Source organism: Streptomyces roseolus, from assembly GCF_014649855.1.
In the GTDB taxonomy this organism is placed as follows: Bacteria; Actinomycetota; Actinomycetes; order Streptomycetales; family Streptomycetaceae; genus Streptomyces; species Streptomyces roseolus.
This window is the reverse complement of sequence record NZ_BMTV01000007.1, coordinates 158,484-177,662: the sequence shown is the minus strand read 5'-3', so window position 1 is coordinate 177,662 and position 19,179 is coordinate 158,484. Positions and strand designations below refer to the sequence as shown.

The following is a 19,179-nucleotide window of genomic DNA, read 5'->3' as shown; positions in this document are numbered from 1 at the left end:
AGCTCTCGGCTTCGCTCGAGCAGGGGGGACCCCCATCGCCCCGGCGGAACGCCTGCCCACAACGAAACGACAGGGGTGGACATGGGTGCGAGACGTCGCTCGGGGTGGGGATCGGGAGGGGGGTGAGGGGCCTGGGGGGCCGGGTGGGGGCGGGGGCGCGTGGGGGGCTTGGGGCGCAAGGGGAGAGACGGTTCAGCAGAGCGCAGCGCCCGGCGGCGTTCGTCCGCTTTCCTCCCCACCCGACAATACGACGCATTACCCAGCCTTTAACTTCGCCGACCGCAACCTCCCCCGCCCCCGCCTCGGTTGTGCAGCCCGCAAAGGCAAACCCCACCGTCTCCCCCGTCGAAGGAGCACCATGTCCCTCCCCCTGACCCGCCGGATCGCCCGCGCCGCCCTGATCGTCGCGGCCGGCGCAGCCCCCGTGGTCGGTGCGGCCGGCTCCGCGAGCGCCCTGGACCACAGCCTCGCGCCGACCGGTGCGCTCGGCGGCCTGACCGCGGTCGACGCGGCGAACGCGGGCTCGGCCGTCGACGGTGCCGCGCAGACCGCGACCGGAGTCGCCGGGGCGACCGGCGGCGAGGCCGTCGGCACGGCCGTCCCGGCGGCCGGAAAGGCCGTGGGCGCGGCCGGCAAGACCGCCACCCCGGCGGCCCAGAAGATCGCGGGCGAGACCGCGGGCAGCGCCGGCGAGGCCCTCGGCCAGACCGCGGGCGCCGCCACCGACAGCGCCGGCAACACCCCGGCCGGCGGCGCGCTGGGCGGCGCCCCGGCCGGCCAGATGCTGGGCGGCCTGCCGATCGGCTGACGGTCCGGCGTCATGACGCCGTGCGGAAGGGCCCGGGCGCACCACGCGCCCGGGCCCTTCCGCGTCTCCGCGTCCTCCGCGTCTCCGCGTCGCGCCGTCCGGCTCAGCCGAGGCGCTTGACCGCCGCCGCCACGCGCTCGTCCGTCGCCGTGAACGCGACCCGTACGTGCCGCGCGCCCGCCTCGCCGTAGAAGTCGCCCGGGGCCACCAGGACGCCCTTCTCCGCGAGGTACGCCACCGTCTCCCAGCACGGCTCGTCGCGGGTCGCCCACAGGTAGAGGCTCGCCTCGGAGTGCTCGATGCGGAAGCCGTGGGCCTCCAGGGCCGCCTTCAGGACCTCGCGGCGGGCCGCGTACCGCGCCCGCTGCTCCGCGACGTGCGCGTCGTCGCCGAGCGCGGCCACGGTCGCCGCCTGGACCGGCGCGGCCGTCATCATGCCGCCGTGCTTGCGGATCTGGAGCAGCTCGCCGAGGACCGCCGCGTCACCGGCGACGAACGCCGCCCGGTACCCGGCCAGGTTGGACCGCTTGGAGAGCGAGTGGACGGCGACGATCCCCTCGTACGAGCCGCCGCAGACGTCCGGGTGCAGGACCGACACCGGGTCGGCCTCCCAGCCCAGTTCGAGGTAGCACTCGTCGGAGAGGACGAGGACGCCGTGCTCGCGCGCCCAGGCGACGATCCGGACGAGCTCCTCCTTCGGGAGGACCCTGCCGGTCGGGTTCGACGGGGAGTTGAGCCAGAGCAGCTTCAGGCCGGCCGGGTCGAGCTCCGTCGGGTCGTCGTAGACGACGGCCTCCGCGCCGCAGAGCCGCGCGCCGACCTCGTACGTCGGGTACGCGAGCCGGGGGTAGGCGACCTTGTCGCCGGCGCCGAGCCCCAGCTGGGTCGGCAGCCAGGCGACGAGCTCCTTGGAGCCGACGACCGGCAGCACGTTCCCGTGGGCGAAGCCGACCGCGCCGAGGCGCCGCTCGCACCATCCGGTGAGCGCGTCCCGCAGCTCCGGCGTGCCCCAGACCGTCGGATAGCCGGGCGAGTCCGCGGCGGCCACCAGGGCCTCCTGGATCAGCGCGGGGACCGGGTCGACCGGCGTGCCGACCGACAGGTCCACGATCCCGTCCGGGTGGGCCAGGGCCGTCTGCTTGTACGGCTCCAGCTTGTCCCAGGGGAAGACGGGCAGGCGCGAAGAGACTGCGCTCACGGGTGGGCTCACTTCCTCAGTACGTACGCGTACGCATCGGATACGCGTCGGTCCCGTACGGCGGCGGGGCCGTACGGGACCGAGAGCGGGTGCAACGAAAGATCAGCCGTTCTGCGGCGGCAGGGCGGCGATGAAGGGGTGGTCACGCTCGATCTCGCCGAGCTTGGAGGCACCACCGGGCGAACCCAGGTCGTCGAAGAACTCGACGTTCGCCTTGTAGTAGTCCTTCCACTCCTCCGGGGTGTCGTCCTCGTAGAAGATCGCCTCGACCGGGCAGACCGGCTCACAGGCTCCACAGTCGACGCACTCGTCCGGGTGGATGTAGAGAGATCGCTTGCCCTCGTAGATGCAGTCGACGGGGCACTCCTCGATGCAAGCCTTGTCCTTGACGTCGACACAAGGCTGCGCGATGACGTAGGTCACGCTGTCGTTCCTCCTCGGTAGGGCTGGTCTGCGCGGGAGCGCGGTGTCGTCGATGCCCGCACCTAGTATCTCCGTTCTTGGGGGCGATCCGAACAGGAGGGGCGGAGAAGCTGTGGAAATCATCGGCGGAGGGCGGCTCGAGGTCCGTCTCACCAGGGCTGACGTGGGAAAACGTGTCTCCGTTCGGTACGTGACGGAGTCCGCCGCGCCGGGTGAGCGGTTCTCCGACGCGGTCGGGGTGCTCACATCGTGGGACGCCGGTGTGCTCACGATCACACGAAAGAGCGGCGAGACCGTCCGGATCCCGGAACTGCGCCTGGCGGCGGGCAAGGTGGTGCCCGCCGCACCCGCCCGGCGGCGCGGCCCCGCCGCCACCTTCCCGGAGCTCTCCCGGGTCGCCGCGCGCGCCTGGCAGCCGGTCGAGAGCGAGCCGCTCGGCGGGTGGATCCTGCGGGCCGCCGACGGATTCACCCGCCGCGCCAACTCGGTGCTGCCGGAGGGCGATCCCGGCCGGCCCGTCGCCGAGGCCCTGGAGGCCGTACGGAAGTGGTACGCGGACCGGGGGCTGCCCGCGTACGTCCAGGCCGCCACCGGCGCCGAGTCCGCCCAGGAGCTGCTCTGCGCCGACCTGGAGCGGCTGGGCTGGCGGCGCGAGGTCACCGCCGAGCTGCGGATCGCCGCGCTCGCGCCGCTCGCCGACCGGGAACCGGGGCCGGCGGAGGTGCGGCTGTCGCGGACGCTCGACGAGCCGTGGCTGCGCCGCTACCAGCGGTTCACGGAGGCCGGCCCGGCGGTGCGGCACGTGCTCTCGTCCGGCCCGAGTGTGTGGTTCGCGTCCGTCGCGGGCACGGGAGAGGTGCCGGCGGCCATCGGCCGCTGCGTCGTGGACGGCCGCTGGGCGGGGTTCATGGCGGTGGAGGTCGACCCGGCGCACCGGCGGCGGGGCCTGGCCACCGCGGTGATGGCCGCGCTCGCCCGGCAGGCGCTCGACGAGGGCGCCTCGGCGGCCTGGCTCCAGGTCGAGGCCGACAACGACGGCGCGCGGGCGCTGTACGAGGGGATGGACTTCGCGGTGCACCACCACTACCACCACTATCGGCAGGCGGAGGCGTGAGCGCGGCGTGAGCGCGGAGGACCCCCTGAGACGACCGTCGGACCCGGCGCCCGACCGGCGGCGGGAGTTCGCGGAGGAGGCCCGGGCCGAGCGGCCCGACCTCGCCCGGCTCTGCCTGCTGATCTGCGCGGTGGCCGACCCGGCCGTGACCGAGCACGACCTCGTCGAGGCGGACGTCGAACTGGACCGGCTCGCCGGACTCGTCCCCTACGGCACCCGGCACACGGGCGCCTGGAAGGAGGAGCTGGCGGCGCTCCTCGGCGTCCGCGAGGGCTTCGAGGGCGTTCCCGCCGACTACCAGCGCCTGGAGTCCTCGCTCCTCCACGAGGTGCTCCGGCGCCGCCGCGGCCTGCCCATCCTGCTGTCCGTGGTGTGGATGGAGGTCGCCCGGCGCGCCGGCGCCCCCGTGTACGGGCTCGGCCTCCCCGGCCACTTCGTCGTCGGCTTCGGCGACCCGGCCGACCTCGACCTCGTCGACCCCTTCGCGGGCGGCCGCGCGATGACCGCCGAGGACGCCGAGCTGCTCGTGGCGAGCGCGACCGGCGAGGCCCTCGACCGCTCGATGCTCCGGCCGGCCGAGCCCGGTGCCGTCGTGCTCCGCATCCTCGGCAACATCCGCGCCTGGGCGACCCCGCGCCCCGAGCGCTCCGACGTCGCCCTGTGGGCGGTGGACCTGGCCCTGCTGCTCCCCTCCCACCCGGCCCGCCTCCGCTACGAACGCGCCGAACTCCTCGTCCAGCGCGGCGACTTCCTCACCGGGGCGGCGGAGATGGAGGCGTACGCGGAGATCATGGACGCGGTCGACCCGGAGTCGGCGGCCGCGATCCGCCACCGCGCCCAGGCGGCCAGGGCCCGCCTCAACTAGGACGTCTTCCGGATCATCGCCATGAGGCGGGCGTGGGTCTCCGCGTCGGCGGCGGCCACGAGGCCGCGGGCGGGTCCCTCCCCGGCCGGGGTGCCGTCGAGGCCGGTGACGACGCAGCCGGCCGCGCGGCAGAGGGCGATGCCGGCGGCGAAGTGGACGCTGTCGGCGAGGTCGCCGCCGTCGGTGACGTACGCGGCCCGCTTCCCGGCCGCCACCCAGGCGAGGGCGAGCGAGGTCGAGACGACCCGGGGCCGGAAGCCGGCGACGAAGTCGGGGTGGGCGAGCAGTTCGACGGCCCGGAAACCGGGCGCGGAGGGGAACGGCGGGTCGAGGTTCACGTCGACGAGCCCGGTGGCGGCGGTGGGCGCCAGGACCGCGCCGTCGTCGCCCCAGGCGGTCTTCCCGTCGGTGCGGAACACCTCGCCGTCCTCGCCCGCGAAGGGGTCGGCCACGGCCGCCGCCCCGCCGCGCAGGGCCACGTTGACGGCGACGAGCTTGTTCCCGACGGCGTGGTTGAGCGTCCCGCAGAGCGGATCCACGAGCCACTGGCTCCGGGCGCCTCCGGGCCCCTGCTCGCCGCCCTCCTCGCCGAGGACCCCGTCCTCGGGCCGGGCCGCGCGCAGCACGTCGAGGATGGCCCGCTCGGCCGCGAGGTCGGCGGCGGTGGCGAAGTCCCCCGCGCCCTTGTCGACCCGTTCGAGCTCCCGCCCGTACGCGTCCCGTACGACTCCGGCCCCCACCCGGGCGGCGAGGGCGGCGACTTCGACGTCGGAGAGGCTGATCTCGATCATGGGGCGAGCGTAGGCGGTGGCGCCGCGAAGAGGGAGCGGGGCGACCGGATTCGAACCGGCGTCCTCCGAGATGTCATCGCGGCGCATTACCTCTGTGCTACGACCCCGTTCCCAGGCCGCCGAGTCCAGGAGGGGGCCGTGGGGCGGGGCAACGTGGTTCCGCCCGGGGCGCGTGGGGCGGGGCTCGTTTCCCGGCCGGGGACCGGCCGTTCCGCCCGCCTTCCCGGTGGCCCCGCCCCGCGTGTCCGTCCGGACCCCGCGTCGCAGCCGTTCCCCCGGCGCTTCCCCGGTCACCATGGGGGCATGCCTTTGACCGCGGACATCCTCGTCGCCCTGATCGCGCTGCTCCACCTCTACATCCTCGTGATGGAGATGTTCTTGTGGGAGAAGGAGACCGGGCGGCGGTTCTCCGGGTTCGACGCGCGGCTCGCCCGGGAGACCGCCGCCATGGCCGCCAATCAGGGGCTCTACAACGGGTTCATCGCCGCCGGGCTCGTGTGGGGGCTGGTCGCGGACGATCCCACCGGGTTCCGGGTGCGGGTGTTCTTCCTGTCGTGCGTCGTGGTCGCGGGGGTCTACGGGGCCGCCACCGCCAACCGGCGGATCCTCTTCGCCCAGGCGCTGCCCGGGGCGCTGGCGCTGTCCGCCGTGCTGGTCGCCGGGTGAGGGGCGCGCGGTCGCACGCCGGCGGCCCCCGTCCTCCGGGTGAGGACGGGGGCCGCCGGCGTGGGCGTCGTGCCGGGGGTCAGCCGTTGCCCGAGAGGTCGATCGTGGCGGTGCGCTCCGCCTTGGTCCTGCCCCGGAGGGCGTCGCGCATGACGAAGGCGACGTCGTCGGCGGAGACCTCGTGCTTCGAGCCGTCGCCCTTGGTGACCATGACGCCCTTGAAGGTGCCTTCGAGGAGGCGGGTGATCGCCTTCTTGTCGTAGACCTCCACCAGGTGGCCGTCGACGGCCTTCATGGAGAGGATCTGCGGCAGCGAGCGGGCCGGGCCGAAGTCGATGGACTTGCCGCCGGCCCGGATGGTGATCCGGCCGGACATGGCGGGCTCGGCGAACTCCTTCATCGCCCGGTCTAGTTCGGCCTTGGTGACGGTGGGCTTGCGGACGCTGACCGGGAGTTCGACGACCTTGTTCACGCCGGTCTCGACCTGGGCGCGGAAGGCGTCCTTGACCGAGATCATCGAACGCTGGACGTCGAGGCCCCGGCCGGGCTTGCCCTCCACGGCGGTGACCTTGTTCGGGGCGAAGAGGATCGTCGCCTCGGTCGCCGAGGACGAGGAGCCCGCGAGGTCCCGCAGGGCGACGGCGAGCTTCTCGTCGTCGACCGGGAAGACCGGCTTGGCGACGCGCTCGCCGCCGAAGAGCGAGCCGATCACCGAGACGGGGTTGTAGTCGCTGCCCGCGGCGCCCCGGACGGTCTCCTGGCTGTCCAGGGCGAGGCCGGCCTTGTCGGGGGCGAGCTGGACCTTCTTGCCGCCGACGGTGAGCTGGAGCGGGGTCGCGGCGCGCTTGCCGAGGCTCGCCTCCAGCTTGGTGACGGCCTCCTCCTTCGTGCCGCCGCCGATGTCGACGCCGAGGACGGTGGTGCCCTTGGGGACGTCGGAGTGGTTCAGGAGGAGTCCGGCGCCGTAGGCGACGCCCGCGATGCCGACGAGGCCGACCGCGGCGAGGACCAGCTTGGAGCGGCCCTTCTTGGCCGGGGCCGGGGCGGGGGCGGGCTTGGGTACGGGCGTGAGGCCCGGGGCCGGCTGCTGCCGGAGGCCCTCGGCGCGCGGGCCGGGGTCGGGGCGGCCTCCGTCCGGGGGGACGACCGGGATGCCGCTGGTGAGGGTGTCGCCGGAGAGCAGGCCGCGTGGGGCGCCGAGCTGCTGCGGCGTCAGGATCGCGGTGTCGTCGGACATGCGGGGCGCGCCGGCACCGGCCCCGCCGGCAAGCGGGGCGCCCGGCGTCGGGGCACCCGCGAGGGGGCCGCCCGGCCGGGGGGCGCCGGGGCGCTGCGGCATCGGCGGGCGCGGGGCCTGGCCGGCGCCGAGGTCGGCGAGACCGGAGGCCGGGCCGGTGGTGGGGCCGGTGGGGGCGGCGGGGCCGGAGGCCGGGCCGGCGGGCCGGCCATCGTTGCGGGGCGTGCCGGCCGCGGGGGTCCCGTCGTACCGCGGGGTGCCCTCGGCCGGGGTGGCGTCGGGCCGGGGGCCGTCGTAGAGGGGGACGCCGGCGGCGGGGGTGCCCTCGTAGCCGGGGAGGGTGCCGGTGTCGTACAGCGGGTTGCTGACGGGGCGGCTGGAGGGCGTGCTGCCGACCGTGGGCACGCCGGCGGTCGCGGAGCCCGCGAAGCCGGTGCCGGAGGTCTGCGGGCCGCCGGGGGCCTTCGGGGCGGGCGTCGCCGGGCCGCTCGCGGGGGCGACGGAGGCCGGGCCCGCGTTCTTGCGAGGGGCGAACCAGTCGCTGGTCTCCTTGCCCTTGGGGGGCTCGGCGGCGGCCTGCGGCGGCTCGGGCGCGGTCCGCACGGGGGCCGGCGCGGGCGCGGGCGCGGGCTCGGGCACGGGGGCCGGGGCGGGCCGCTCCGGCTCGGGGGCCGGGGCGGCGGCCTCGGCCTCCGCGACGGGCTTGCGGACCACGACGGGCGGGATCGGCCGCGAACCCGGAATGTTGATGCGGATCCGGGTCGTCAGGGTGGTCTCGGTCTTCGGCTCCTCCGGCGGCGCGGACGTGGCGGAGGTCTCCTCCGGCGCGTCCTGCGTCGGGTGGAGCGACGGATACTCGCGGGATCCATAGGGCTGGGTTCCCGACGGATAGGCGGCCCCGCCGCGCCCCTGGGCGCCGGAGGACGAACTGTCGGTCTCTCGACCAGTTTCACGACTCAAAGCAGGATCTCCCGGTTGGCTCCGCCGCCCGCTCTTGCTGATGCTCGTACGGTCCCGGGCGGTTCGGCGGCGCGCACCACCATACTGTCCGGCGCCGCAGGTTATCCGCCCGGTGCGAAGTCCCGCAGCTCACGGGTGGTTCCCCGTGGGGTCTACGGGGTGGTCTGCGGCAGCCTGCTGACGGTGGCGCAGATCACAGCGGCGCCCATGCCGCCGAAGAGGAAGACCAGCTCGCCGAGGCCGCCGCCGAAGAGCCCGTCACCCTCGGGGCGGCCGAGGCTGAGCACGATGACGGCGAGGAGCCAGCCGCCGCCCGCCGCGGCGAGACCGGCCTGGTTGCCGGTGGCGCGCATGCCGCCGTAGAAGAGGGCGGCGGTGGCGAGCAGGGCGAGGAGCAGGCCGGCGGGGAGCCAGGCGGCCTGGACGAGGGCGCCGGCGGTGCCGACGAGGGCGCCGAGGACGAGGAGACCGGCGTAGGCGGCGTACCGGGCGACGGGGGTGTTCATCGGCCCGCCACCTCGCCCTCGGCGGGGAGGCCCGCGAAGAGGTCGGTCTCGCGCTCGCCGGCCGGGGCGCCCGGGACGCCGCGGACGAGTTCGTAGTACTCGGTGGTGAGGAGGGGCTGGCCGAGGTCGTTGGAGAGGGCGAACCAGGGGCCGTCGACGGCGACCTGGGTGGCGTGGGCGGCCATGGCGGCGCTCTTGCGGGCCGCGTACGAGCCCCGCTCGGCGGGGTCGCCGCCGGCGATCTCGGCGGTGATCCGGTCCTCGTCGACGACTCCGGGGACGTCGTCGACGGCGGCGTCCTTCGGGAAGGCGGAGCCCTCGGCGGCGAGGCGGGCGAAGCCGGCCTCGGCGACGGGGCGGGGCACCCGGTTCCAGTAGATCTTGGCGATGGCGTGGGCGGGGCCGAGGTCGGGGCGGTACGCGGGGTCCGCGGCGAGGTCGGCGGCGCGCATGGCGACGCGGTGGGCCTGGATGTGGTCCGGGTGGCCGTAGCCGCCGTCGGGGTCGTAGGTGACGAGGACCTGGGGGCGGGTCTCGCGGACCACCTCGACGAGGAAGGCGGCGGCGGTGTCGACGTCGGTGTTCCAGAAGGCGTTCGCGCGCTCGTTCTGGGGGACGCCCATCATGCCGGAGTCGCGGAAGCGGCCCTCGCCGCCGAGGAAGCGGTGGTCGGTGACGCCGAGGGCGGCCATGGCGGCGGCGAGTTCGCCGACGCGGTGGGGGCCGAGGCGGTCCTCGCGGTCGGGGGCCAGGTGGGCGAGCTCGGGCGGGATGACCTCGCCCTCCTCGCCCAGGGTGCAGGTGACCAGGGTGACCAGGGCGCCTTCGGCCGCGTACCTGGCCATGGTGGCGCCGTTGTTGATCGACTCGTCGTCCGGGTGCGCGTGCACGAGGAGCAGACGACGGGCGGGGAGATCGGTCATGGCCCCAGCCTACGAGGCGGGGCCGTCGCCGACCGCCCGGGTCAGAACTTGAGTCCCGCGATCATGCTCGCCACGTTGGTGGTGAGGGTGGTGATCGAGTCGGAGAGGGAGGAGCTGGCGAGGTAGAAGCCCAGGAGCGCACAGACCACCGCGTGTCCGGCTTTGAGTCCGGATTTCCGGATCAGCAGGAAGACGACGATCGCCAGCAGCACCACCACGGAGATCGAGAGCGAGAGTGCCACGGCGGTTCACCTCCACCTTCGGTCGGTTGTTCGAGCGGTTCGTGCGTGCGGTTGTGTGCGGGTGGTGCGTACGGGCGGCGCCCGTGCCTCGTGCGGTCGTGCCCGTGCTTCGTGCGGTCGTGCTTCATGCGGTCGGTGCGGGCCTCGGGCACGTGCCCGGGGACCCCACGCGAGTGCATACCCACGGAGGGGCACCCACCAAGCGCTACGGATCATAACTATCCGTACCCGCGCATTGATCGGCGTACAGGCGCGCGAGGGGGCGTACAGCGCTACTTTCGGCCGTATGACCTTGTCTCAGCAGCACTCTGCCGCCCCACCCGTGGGGCTCTCCTTCCCTCGCCTGCACGCCCGGACCCAGCGGTTCACGCTCGGGGTGCCGCGCGGTTTCTCGGTCTCCCCGGACGGGGAGCGGGTCGTCTTCGTCCGTTCCGGTTCGGGCACGGACCGGACGCACGCGCTGATGGTGCTCGACCTGCCGGCGGACGGCGGCGAGCCGGTGGAACGGGTCGCCGCGGAACCGTCCGCGCTGCTCGCGGGGGCCGAGGAGGAGCTGTCGGCCGAGGAGCAGGCGCGGCGCGAACGCAGCCGCGAGGGGTCGGCGGGGATCGTCGGCTACGCGGTGGACGCGGCGGTGGAGCTGGCGGCGTTCGCCCTGTCCGGGCGGCTGTTCACGGCCGAGCTGCGGACCGGGACGGCACGGGAGCTGCCGGTGCCGGGACCGGTGATCGACCCGCGGCCGTCGCCGGACGGACGCCTGGTGGCGTATGTGTCGGGCGGGGCCCTGCGGGTGGTCGGAGCCGATGGTTCCGGCGATCGGGAACTGGCGGTTCCGGAGGACGGGAACACCACCTACGGATTGGCCGAATTCATCGCCTCGGAGGAAATGGGACGGGACCGCGGATTCTGGTGGTCTCCGGAGTCGGACGCGCTCCTGGTGGCCCGCGCGGACGACCGTGAGGTGCGCCGGTGGTACATCGCGGACCCGGCGCACCCGGACCGGGAACCGCAGCGGGTGGCGTACCCGGCGGCGGGGACGCCCGACGCGGAGGTGCGGCTCTTCCGCCACGGCCTCGACGGCTCCCGCACCGAAGTGGTGTGGGACCGGGAGCGGTTCCCGTACCTCGCGCGCGTGCACTGGTCCTCGGCGGGCGCGCCGCTGCTCCTCGTCCAGGCCCGGGACCAGCGGAGCCAGCGGGTGCTGGCGGTGGACCCCGCCTCGGGCGCGACGACGACCGTGCGGGAGGACACGGACCCGGCCTGGCTGGAGCTGCTGCCGGGGGTGCCGTGCTGGTCGCCGGACGGGAAGCTGGTGCGGATCGGCGACGAGAGCGGGGCGCGGGCGCTGTCCGTGGGCGGGGAGACGCTGACGGACGCCTCGCTGCACGTGCGGGCGGTGCTCGACGTCGGCGAGGACGACGTGCTGGTGTCGGCGTCGGCGGGCGAGGCGGCCGAGGCCCCGGAGACGGGCGAGACGCATGTGTACCGGGTGTCGGCGGCGGGCGCGGAGCGGGTCTCGGAGGGCGCGGGCTGGCACGGGGCGGTGCGCGGCGGCGGGGTGACCGTGCTGGTCTCCTCCCGGCCGGACGCGCCGGGCCCGGTGGCGCGGGTGCTGCGCGCGGGGCGGCCGGTGGCGGTGGTGGGCTCGTACGCGGCCGAACCGCCGCTGCGGGCCGCGCCGGTGTTCACCGAGGCCGGTGAGCGGCGGATCCCCTGCGCGGTGCTGCTGCCGTCCTGGTACGAGGAGGGGCACGGGCCGCTGCCGGTCCTGATGGATCCGTACGGTGGCCCGCACGGGCCCCGGGTGGTGGCCGCGCACAACGCGCACCTGACCTCGCAGTGGTTCGCCGAGCAGGGCTTCGCGGTGGTGGTGGCGGACGGCCGGGGGACGCCGTGGCGCTCCCCCTCGTGGGAGAAGGCGGTGCTGCGGGACTTCGCGGTGACGCTGGAGGACCAGGTGGCGGCGGTGCGGGCGCTCGCGGAGCGGTTCCCGCTGGACCTGGACCGGGTGGCGGTGCGGGGCTGGTCGTTCGGCGGCTACCTGGCGGGGCTCGCGGTGCTGCGGCGGCCCGATGTCTTCCACGCGGCGGTGGTGGGCGCGCCGGTGACGGACTGGCGGCTGTACGACACCCACTACACGGAGCGGTACCTGGGCACCCCGGAGACGGAGCCCGAGGTGTACGCGGCGCAGTCGCTGCTCACCGACGACGGTCTGTCGGCGCCGGAGGAGCCGGCCCGGCCGATGATGATCGTGCACGGTCTCGCGGACGACAACGTGGTGGTGGCGCACGCGCTGCGGCTGTCGTCGGCGCTCCTCGCGGCGGGCCGCCCGCACGAGGTGCTGCCGCTGTCGGGGGTGACGCACATGACCCCGCAGGAGCAGGTGGCGGAGAACCTGCTGCTGCTCCAGGTCGACTTCCTGAAGCGGTCGCTGGGCGGCTTCCGGGATCACCAGCCGGGCGGCCGCGGGTAGGGCGGCGGCGGGGTCGCCGCCGGGCGCGGGGCGGGTGCGGCGTCGGGGGCGCCGCGCCCGGCCAGGAGGGCGAGGACGGCGGCCCCGGCGAGCGCGCAGAAGAGCGCGGTGGCGAGGGCGGGGACGTCGAGTTCGGGGGCCCGGACGTACACGACGCCGTCGTGGTGGAGGTGGAGCCGGGCGAGGCGGGCGAGTTCGGCGAGGCCGGTGCCGAGGAGGAGGCCGCCGGCGAGCAGGCCGAGGGGGCGGGTGTGCCGGGCGGCGGCGAAGGCGGAGACGGCGGCCGTCAGGTGGAGGGCGACGAGGACGGCGGCGAGCCAGCCGGGCGGGACGCCGAGCGCGGGGCCGAGGACGGAGCGGCCGCCGGTGTAGCGGTCGACGGCGAGGCGGAGGCCGAGCCCGGTGGCCCGGTCGATCTCCCGGGCCAGCAGGACGAGGGCGGCGACGGCGAGCAGGACGCCCGCCGCGGCGGCCGGCCCGGGGCGGGGCCGGGTGGGGACCGGTTCGTCGGGGCCGGCCGGCGGGCGGCGGCCGGTGAGGGCGGTGAGGAGGAGTCCGGCGCCCAGGGCGGTCTCGGCGAGGGCGGTGACGAGGGGCCCGGTGCCGTGGGACCAGAGGCCGGGGAGGCGTACGGCGAGGGTGACGGCGCCGGTGGCGGCGAGCGCGGCGGCGGCGTGCCGGGAGCGGAGGGCCGCGAGGGCGGTGCCGGCGGCGGCGAGGCAGAGCAGCGGGTCGAGCAGGGTGGTGGCCGACCGGGCGTGACCGAGCCGGAAGCGGTCGCCGACCCAGTGCCGGAACAGGTCCTCGGGCGAGCCGAGGGCGGCGAGGTCGCGCAGGATCCAGACGAAGGGGACGAGCGCGAGCACGGCGGCGAGCGCCGCGCCGGTGAGACGTGCCGGTCGTGTCACAGTCACGGGGCCGATACTCACGGTCAGGGGCGGCGGAGACAAGCGGTTCCGCGGAACGGTGTCCCGGCGGGGGCTCGGGGAGCCCCCGCCGGTCGACGGCACCCGCACGGGCCGCATGACCGACAGGATCCAGTATTCGTATATCGGATCCGATACTCGGTGATTGCCGAGGCGTTAAAGGGCCCCGCGTCAGAGGGTCTTCGGGCTGCCCGGCTCCTCGGGAGGCCCCTCCGGGCCCTGGCCGTCCGGACCCGGTCTCCCCGGACCCGGACCCTCCGGTGCCTGGGCCTCGCGGGCCGCCTCCACCGGGGCCGGGCCCTCCGCCAGGGGGTCCGGGTGGGTCAGGGAGTCCTCCGGCGGGACGACCTGCTTCTCCTCGGCGAAGTGGCAGGCGGAGGGGTGGTGGGCGGGGCTGTCGGTGAGGCGGAAGACGGCCGGGACGGCGAGCAGCGGGACCTCCAGCTCGCACCGCTCCCGCGCCTTCCAGCAGCGGGTGCGGAAGCGGCAACCGGAGGGGATGTTGGCCGGGGAGGGCACGTCGCCGGTGAGGATGATCCGCTCGCGGTGGGCGCGGGCCTCGGGGTCCGGGACGGGCACCGCGGAGAGCAGCGCCTGCGTGTAGGGGTGGGTGGGGTGGTCGTAGATCTGGGTGTCGGTGCCGATCTCCACGATCCGGCCGAGGTACATGACGCCGACCCGGTCCGAGATGTGCCGCACGATCGACAGGTCGTGGGCGATGAAGACGTAGCTGAGGGAGAACTCGGACTGGAGCCGGTCGAGCAGGTTGACGACCTGGGCCTGGACGGAGACGTCGAGGGCGGAGACCGGCTCGTCGGCGACGATGATCTCGGGCTGGAGGGCGAGGCCGCGGGCGATGCCGATGCGCTGGCGCTGGCCGCCGGAGAACTGGTGCGGGTAGCGGTTGATGTACTCGGGGTTGAGGCCGACGACGTCGAGCAGGTCCTGGACCTTGCGGCGCCGGTCCCCCTTCGGCGCGACCTCGGGGTGGATCTCGTACGGCTCGCCGATGATGTCGCCGACCGTCATGCGCGGGTTGAGCGAGGTGTAGGGGTCCTGGAAGACCATCTGGATGTTGCGGCGGACGGCCTTGAGGGCGCGCGGGGAGAGCTTGGTGAGGTCCTCGCCCTTGTACTTGATCGAGCCGGAGGTCGGCTTCTCCAGGTTGACCAGCATCTTCGCGACGGTCGACTTGCCGCAGCCGGACTCGCCGACGATCCCGAGGGTCTCGCCGGCGGCGAGGTCGAAGTCGACGCCGTCGACCGCCCTGACCGCGCCGACCTGCTTCTTGAAGAGGACGCCCTGGGTCAGCGGGTAGTGCTTGTGCAGGTCCCGGACCTCGAGAATCGCCTCAGCCATGGAGGCACTCCTTCCAGAAGTGGCAGGCGCTGGAGCGCGGGACGGGCGATTCGGTGACCTCGTACAGCGGGGGCACGTCGGTGCGGCAGACGTCCTGCGCCATCGGGCAGCGCGGGTTGAAGGCGCAGCCGGGCGGGATGGCGAGCAGGTTGGGCGGCAGGCCCTTGATCGCGTACAGCTCCTGGCCCTTCTGGTCCAGGCGCGGGATGGAGTCGAGGAGGCCGCGGGTGTAGGGGTGGGCGGGCGCCTTGTAGATCTCGTGGACGGGGGCCTTCTCGACGATCCGGCCGGCGTACATGACGGCGATGTTGTCGGCGACGTCGGCGACGACGCCGAGGTCGTGGGTGATGAGGATGAGCCCCATGTTGTACTCGCGCTGGAGCTCCGCGAGCAGGTCCATGACCTGGGCCTGGACGGTGACGTCGAGGGCGGTGGTGGGCTCGTCGGCGATGATCAGCTCGGGCTCCAGGGCGAGCGCCATGGCGATCATGATGCGCTGGCGCATGCCTCCGGAGAACTGGTGGGGGTACTGGCCGACGCGTTCCTTGGCGGCGGGGATGCGGACCCGGTCCATGAGCTCGACGGCCTGGGCGCGGGCGTCCTTCTTGCTCATCCCCTGGTGGACGACGAACATCTCGCCGAGCTGTTCGCCGACGCTGAGGACGGGGTTGAGGGAGGAGAGCGCGTCCTGGAAGATCATCGCCATCTTGGCGCCGCGGACCTTCCTGCGCTCCTCCTCCTTGAGCTTCAGCAGGTCCTGGCCCTGGAAGAGGATCTCGCCGCTGGTGATCCTCCCGGGGGGCATGTCGAGGATGCCCATGACGGCCTGGGCGGTGACGGACTTGCCGGAGCCGGACTCGCCGAGGACGGCGAGGGTCTCCCCCGAGTCGACGGAGTAGTTCACGCCGTTGACCGCCTTGGCGATCCCGTCGCGGGTGTGGAACTCCACGTGCAGGTCGCGCACTTCGAGCAGCATGGGTGCCTACCTCAGCTTCGGGTCGAGGGCGTCGCGGACGGCGTCGCCGAGCATGATGAAGGCGAGCACCGTGATCGCGAGCGCGCCGGAGGGCCAGAGCAGCATGTGCGGCGCGTTGCGGATGTACGGCGAGGCCGAGGAGATGTCGATGCCCCAGGAGACCGTCGGCGGCTTCAGGCCGACGCCGAGGAAGGACAGGGTCGCCTCCAGGGCGATGTAGGTGCCGAGGGCGATGGTGGCGACGACGATGACGGGCGCGAGGGCGTTGGGCGTGATGTGCCGGAGCAGCATCCGGGAGTTGGAGGCGCCGAGCGCGCGGGCGGCCTGCACGTAGTCGTTCTGTTTGGCGGTGATCACCGAGCCGCGGGCGATGCGGGAGAGCTGCGGCCAGCCGAGCAGCACCATGAAGCCGATGACGGGCCAGACGGTGTTGTTGCTGACGACGGAGAGCAGGACCAGGCCGCCGAGGACGACGGGGATGGCGAAGAAGATGTCGGTGATCCGGGAGAGGATGCCGTCCCAGGTGCCGCCGAAGAAGCCGGCGAGGCCGCCGAGGACGGCGCCGAGGAGGGTCACGCCGAGGGTGGCGAAGACGCCGACCTGGATGGAGGCCCTGGCTCCGTAGACGGTGCGGGTGTAGACGTCGCAGCCCTGCCCGTTGAAGCCGAAGGGGTGGCCGGGCTGGGAACCCTCCTGCGCCTTGGAGAGGTCGCAGTCGAGGGGGTCGCCGGAGGCGATCAGGGACGGCCAGATCGCGATGACCACCAGGAAGAGGATGATCAGGCCGGAGACGATGAAGATCGGGTTGCGGCGCAGGTCGTGCCAGGCGTCGGACCAGAGGGAGCGGGGTTTGCTGTCGGGTCCGGTGCCCCGGGGGCCGTCCGGCGTCTGCTCCAGGGTCTCGGCCTCGGCCATGGCGAGGTCGGTGGCTCCCCCGGCGCCGGTCGCGGCGATCGAGCGACCCTCTTCCAGCGGTTCGAGCGGCTCAGGCATAGCGAATCCTCGGGTCAAGGACGGCGTACAGGAGGTCCACCAGGAGGTTGGCCAGCAGGAAGATCAGGACGAGGATCGTCACGAAGCCGACCACGGTCTGGGTGTTCTGCCGGACGATGCCCTGGTAGAGCTGGTAGCCGACGCCGTGGATGTTGAAGATCCGTTCGGTGACGATGGCGCCGCCCATGAGGGCGCCGACGTCGGCGCCGATGAAGGTGACCACCGGGATGAGGCTGTTGCGCAGCAGGTGGCGGCTGACGACCCGGCGGCGCGGGAGGCCCTTGGCGATGGCGGTGCGGACGTAGTCGGCGCGCTTGTTCTCGGCGATCGAGGTGCGGGTGAGCCGGGTGACGTACGCGAGCGAGACCGAGGCGAGGACCAGGCCGGGGACGATCAGTTCGTCGAAGGTGGCGGCGGGCGAGACGGCCGGGTCGATCCAGCCCCACTTCACGCCGAGCAGCAGCTGGACGAGCAGGCCGGTGACGAAGGTGGGGACGGAGAGGACGACCAGGGTCAGCAGCAGGACGGTGGTGTCGACGGGGCGGCCGCGCTTGAGGCCGGTGACGACGCCGAGGCTGATGCCGATGACGATCTCGAAGAGGATGGCGACGAGGGTGAGCCGGATGGTGACCGGGAAGGCGTTGGCCATCAGTTCGGTGACCGGCTGCCCGTTGAAGGCGGTGCCGAAGTCGCCGGTGAAGACGTTGCCCATGTAGGTCAGGTATTGCTGCCAGACGGGCTTGTCGAGGCCGAACTCCTGCCTCAGCCGGGCGGCGGTCGCCGGGTCGCAGGCGCGGTCGCCGCAGAGTCCGGCGATGGGATCGCCCATCACGTTCACCATCAGGAAGATCAGCAGCGTGGCACCGAAGAAGACCGGGATCATCTGCAGCAGCCGCCGGATCACATATCGACCCACGGGGACCTCCAGGGAGGGGGGAAGGCGTACGGCCCGGCGCGGGGGTCCGCGTGCCGGGCCGTGCGCCACCGGCCTACGACGACGTCACTTGACCTTGATCTGGTCGTAGACCGGGACGCTGAACGGGTTGAGGGCGACGTTCTCGACCCGGTCGGAGTAGCCGGCGCTGCCGTTCTGGTACCAGAGCGGGATGGCGCCCATGTCGTCGCGGAGGACTTCCTCGGCCTGCTGGAAGAGGCCGACCGCCTTCGGGATGTCGGTCTCGGCGTTGGCCTGGTCCACCAGCTTGTCGAACTCGGCGCTGGTGTACTTGCCGTCGTTGGACGAGGCGTTGGTGTAGTACAGCGGCTGCAGGAAGTTCTGGATCAGCGGGTAGTCCATCTGCCAGCCGGCCCGGAAGGGGCCGTCGAGCTTCTGGGTGGTGACCTGGTTGCGGTAGTCGGCGAAGGTGCCGATGGGGTTGCCGACGCAGGCCTTGTTGTCGCCGAGGGCCCGGTTGATGGAGTTGCAGACGGCGTCCACCCACTCCTTGTGGGAGCCGGTGTCGGCGTTGTACGAGATCCTCATCGTGCCGCCGGGGATGCCGCCGCCCTCGGCGACCAGCTTCTTCGCCTCGGCGGCGTCGTACTTGCAGAAGTCGCCGCAGACGTCCTTGAAGCCGCCCTCCTCGCCGAGGACCGGGGAGGTCCAGTCGACGGCGGGCGTGCGGGTCTTCTGGAAGATCGTCTCGGTGATCTGCTCGCGGTCGATGGCCCTCGACAGGCCCTGGCGGAGCTTCTCCTGGCCCGGCTTGTTCCACGCGTCGTCGTAGAACGGGAAGGAGAGGGTCTGGATGATGCCGGCCGGCGTGTTGATGTACCGGTCGCCGAGGTCGGCGGAGACGTTCTTGAGCTGGGCGGCGGGGACGTCGTCGACGAGGTCGAGGTTGCCGGCGATCAGGTCGGTGTACGCGGTGTTGTTGTCCGTGTAGACCTTGAGGGTGATGCCGCCGTTCTGGGCCTTGTCGTCACCGGGGTAGTCGTCCCAGCGCTTGAGCTCCATCTGGGAGCCCTTGGAGTACGAGTCGACGGTGTACGGGCCGTTGCCGACGGGCTTCGACAGCCAGGCGTCCCGGTCGTCGAAGAAGGCCTTCGGGAGCGGGGCGAAGGCCGCGTAGCCGAGGGTGTCGGGGAAGGTCGAGAACTTCTGGGTGAGCTTCACCGTGAAGGTCCGCGGGCCGGTGACCTTGAGGCCGGACATCGTGTCGGCGGTGGCCTCGCCCTTCTCGGGGTGGACCTTGTCGTAGCCCTCGATGTAGCCGAAGAAGTAGGCGTTCTTCTGGTTGTTCTTCAGAGCGGCGCCGTAGTTCCAGGCGTCGACGAAGGACTGGGCGGTGACCTTCTCGCCGTTGGAGAAGGTCCAGCCGTCCTTGACGGTGATGGTGAAGTTGGTCGAGTCGGTCGTCTCGATCTTCTCGGCGAGCATGTCCTTGGCCTCGCCGGTCTTCGGGTCGTACCGCTTGAGCCCGCGGAAGATCATGTCGAGGACCTTGCCGCCCTGGACCTCGTTGGTGTTCGCCGGCTCCAGTGGGTTCTGCGGGTCGCCCCAGGAGGAGCTCACGATGCCGTCGGCCCCTCCGCCGCCACTGTCGTCACCGCCGCCGCAGGCGGTCGCCGCGAGGGCGACGGCGGTGGCCAGTGCGGCCCACTTGGCGTGCGTGGCTCCGCGCATGGAGTGCCTCCCGATTGTCCTGAGCGTGACTTAGGCCCCAATATCACTCGATATTGACGGAAGTGCACTTCTACGGCGTCCGAGCGGGTACGC

At 73.4% G+C, this 19,179-nt stretch carries 18 protein-coding genes and 1 tRNA gene; 5 read left to right on the top strand and 14 right to left on the bottom strand.

All coding sequences use genetic code 11. From position 1 onward, the window contains the following. Positions 1 to 358 precede the first annotated feature (358 nt). On the top strand, positions 359 to 808 hold the full coding sequence (locus IE245_RS10690) for an ATP-binding protein (protein WP_189946552.1): 450 nt from the start codon (positions 359 to 361) through the stop codon (positions 806 to 808). A 103-nt stretch (positions 809 to 911) separates the two neighbouring features. Here IE245_RS10690 and dapC read toward each other — a convergent pair whose 3' ends face one another. Together dapC and fdxA are read right to left on the bottom strand one after the other, a co-directional pair. After that, complete coding sequence (gene dapC, locus IE245_RS10685) at positions 912 to 2,006, bottom strand: succinyldiaminopimelate transaminase (protein ID WP_189946551.1); 1,095 nt, start codon at positions 2,004 to 2,006, stop codon at positions 912 to 914. Positions 2,007 to 2,108: 102 nt separating this feature from the next. Then, entirely contained in the window at positions 2,109 to 2,429 is a 321-nt protein-coding gene (fdxA, locus tag IE245_RS10680; protein ID WP_030207635.1) for a ferredoxin, read from the bottom strand. A gap of 112 nt (positions 2,430 to 2,541) precedes the next feature. Here fdxA and IE245_RS10675 point away from each other — a divergent pair, with 112 nt between their 5' ends. Both IE245_RS10675 and IE245_RS10670 read left to right on the top strand, forming a co-directional pair. Beyond that, a complete protein-coding gene (locus IE245_RS10675; RefSeq protein ID WP_189946550.1) occupies positions 2,542 to 3,543 on the top strand; it encodes a GNAT family N-acetyltransferase in 1,002 nt (333 codons plus the stop codon). A gap of 25 nt (positions 3,544 to 3,568) precedes the next feature. After that, on the top strand, positions 3,569 to 4,408 hold the full coding sequence (locus IE245_RS10670) for a transglutaminase family protein (protein ID WP_189946671.1): 840 nt from the start codon (positions 3,569 to 3,571) through the stop codon (positions 4,406 to 4,408). Here IE245_RS10670 and IE245_RS10665 read toward each other — a convergent pair. Further along, positions 4,405 to 5,199: an inositol monophosphatase family protein gene (locus tag IE245_RS10665; RefSeq protein ID WP_189946549.1), complete on the bottom strand. Its 795-nt coding sequence runs from the start codon at positions 5,197 to 5,199 to the stop codon at positions 4,405 to 4,407. The two genes, IE245_RS10670 and IE245_RS10665, sit on opposite strands and share 4 nt — an antisense overlap. Positions 5,200 to 5,234: 35 nt before the next feature. Beyond that, positions 5,235 to 5,307 (bottom strand) — tRNA-Val (locus IE245_RS10660). Between the two features lie 195 nt (positions 5,308 to 5,502). Between IE245_RS10660 and IE245_RS10655 the strand changes: the two genes are divergently transcribed. Then, a complete protein-coding gene (locus tag IE245_RS10655) occupies positions 5,503 to 5,865 on the top strand; it encodes a DUF1304 domain-containing protein (RefSeq protein ID WP_189946548.1) in 363 nt (120 codons plus the stop codon). 79 nt (positions 5,866 to 5,944) lie between these two features. Here the strand turns inward: IE245_RS10655 and IE245_RS10650 are convergent, their stop codons facing one another. From IE245_RS10650 to IE245_RS10635, 4 genes are all read right to left on the bottom strand, one after another. Further along, positions 5,945 to 8,062, bottom strand: a complete 2,118-nt coding sequence (locus tag IE245_RS10650; RefSeq protein ID WP_189946547.1) for a VanW family protein — start codon at positions 8,060 to 8,062, stop codon at positions 5,945 to 5,947. Positions 8,063 to 8,214: 152 nt separating this feature from the next. Then, positions 8,215 to 8,568 (bottom strand): DUF6113 family protein, encoded by a 354-nt coding sequence (locus tag IE245_RS10645; protein ID WP_189946546.1) that lies wholly within the window; start codon positions 8,566 to 8,568, stop codon positions 8,215 to 8,217. After that, positions 8,565 to 9,491 carry an N-acetyl-1-D-myo-inositol-2-amino-2-deoxy-alpha-D-glucopyranoside deacetylase gene (gene mshB, locus IE245_RS10640; protein ID WP_189946545.1) on the bottom strand — a complete coding sequence of 309 codons (927 nt, stop codon included), beginning with the start codon at positions 9,489 to 9,491 and terminating at the stop codon, positions 8,565 to 8,567. The genes IE245_RS10645 and mshB overlap by 4 nt, the downstream gene beginning before the upstream one ends. Before the next feature lie 41 nt (positions 9,492 to 9,532). After that, positions 9,533 to 9,733: a hypothetical protein gene (locus tag IE245_RS10635; RefSeq protein WP_169087190.1), complete on the bottom strand. Its 201-nt coding sequence runs from the start codon at positions 9,731 to 9,733 to the stop codon at positions 9,533 to 9,535. Positions 9,734 to 10,019: 286 nt separating this feature from the next. On the opposite strand from IE245_RS10635, the gene IE245_RS10630 reads away from it, so the two are divergent. Further along, positions 10,020 to 12,206, top strand: a complete 2,187-nt coding sequence (locus IE245_RS10630; RefSeq protein WP_189946544.1) for a S9 family peptidase — start codon at positions 10,020 to 10,022, stop codon at positions 12,204 to 12,206. On the opposite strand, the gene IE245_RS10625 is transcribed toward IE245_RS10630, so the two are convergent. The 6 genes from IE245_RS10625 to IE245_RS10600 form a co-directional block, all read right to left on the bottom strand. Then, positions 12,182 to 13,120, bottom strand: a complete 939-nt coding sequence (locus IE245_RS10625; RefSeq protein ID WP_189946543.1) for a hypothetical protein — start codon at positions 13,118 to 13,120, stop codon at positions 12,182 to 12,184. The genes IE245_RS10630 and IE245_RS10625 overlap by 25 nt on opposite strands. Positions 13,121 to 13,303: 183 nt before the next feature. Next, positions 13,304 to 14,491 carry an ABC transporter ATP-binding protein gene (locus IE245_RS10620; protein ID WP_189946542.1) on the bottom strand — a complete coding sequence of 396 codons (1,188 nt, stop codon included), beginning with the start codon at positions 14,489 to 14,491 and terminating at the stop codon, positions 13,304 to 13,306. Next, positions 14,484 to 15,467 (bottom strand): ABC transporter ATP-binding protein, encoded by a 984-nt coding sequence (locus IE245_RS10615; RefSeq protein WP_189946541.1) that lies wholly within the window; start codon positions 15,465 to 15,467, stop codon positions 14,484 to 14,486. Before IE245_RS10615 ends, IE245_RS10620 begins: the two co-directional genes overlap by 8 nt. Positions 15,468 to 15,473: 6 nt before the next feature. Further along, positions 15,474 to 16,460 (bottom strand): ABC transporter permease, encoded by a 987-nt coding sequence (locus IE245_RS10610; protein WP_189946540.1) that lies wholly within the window; start codon positions 16,458 to 16,460, stop codon positions 15,474 to 15,476. Next, positions 16,453 to 17,376 (bottom strand): ABC transporter permease, encoded by a 924-nt coding sequence (locus IE245_RS10605; protein WP_189946539.1) that lies wholly within the window; start codon positions 17,374 to 17,376, stop codon positions 16,453 to 16,455. Before IE245_RS10605 ends, IE245_RS10610 begins: the two co-directional genes overlap by 8 nt. A gap of 84 nt (positions 17,377 to 17,460) precedes the next feature. Continuing rightward, complete coding sequence (locus tag IE245_RS10600) at positions 17,461 to 19,086, bottom strand: peptide ABC transporter substrate-binding protein (RefSeq protein WP_189946538.1); 1,626 nt, start codon at positions 19,084 to 19,086, stop codon at positions 17,461 to 17,463. Positions 19,087 to 19,179 lie beyond the last annotated feature (93 nt).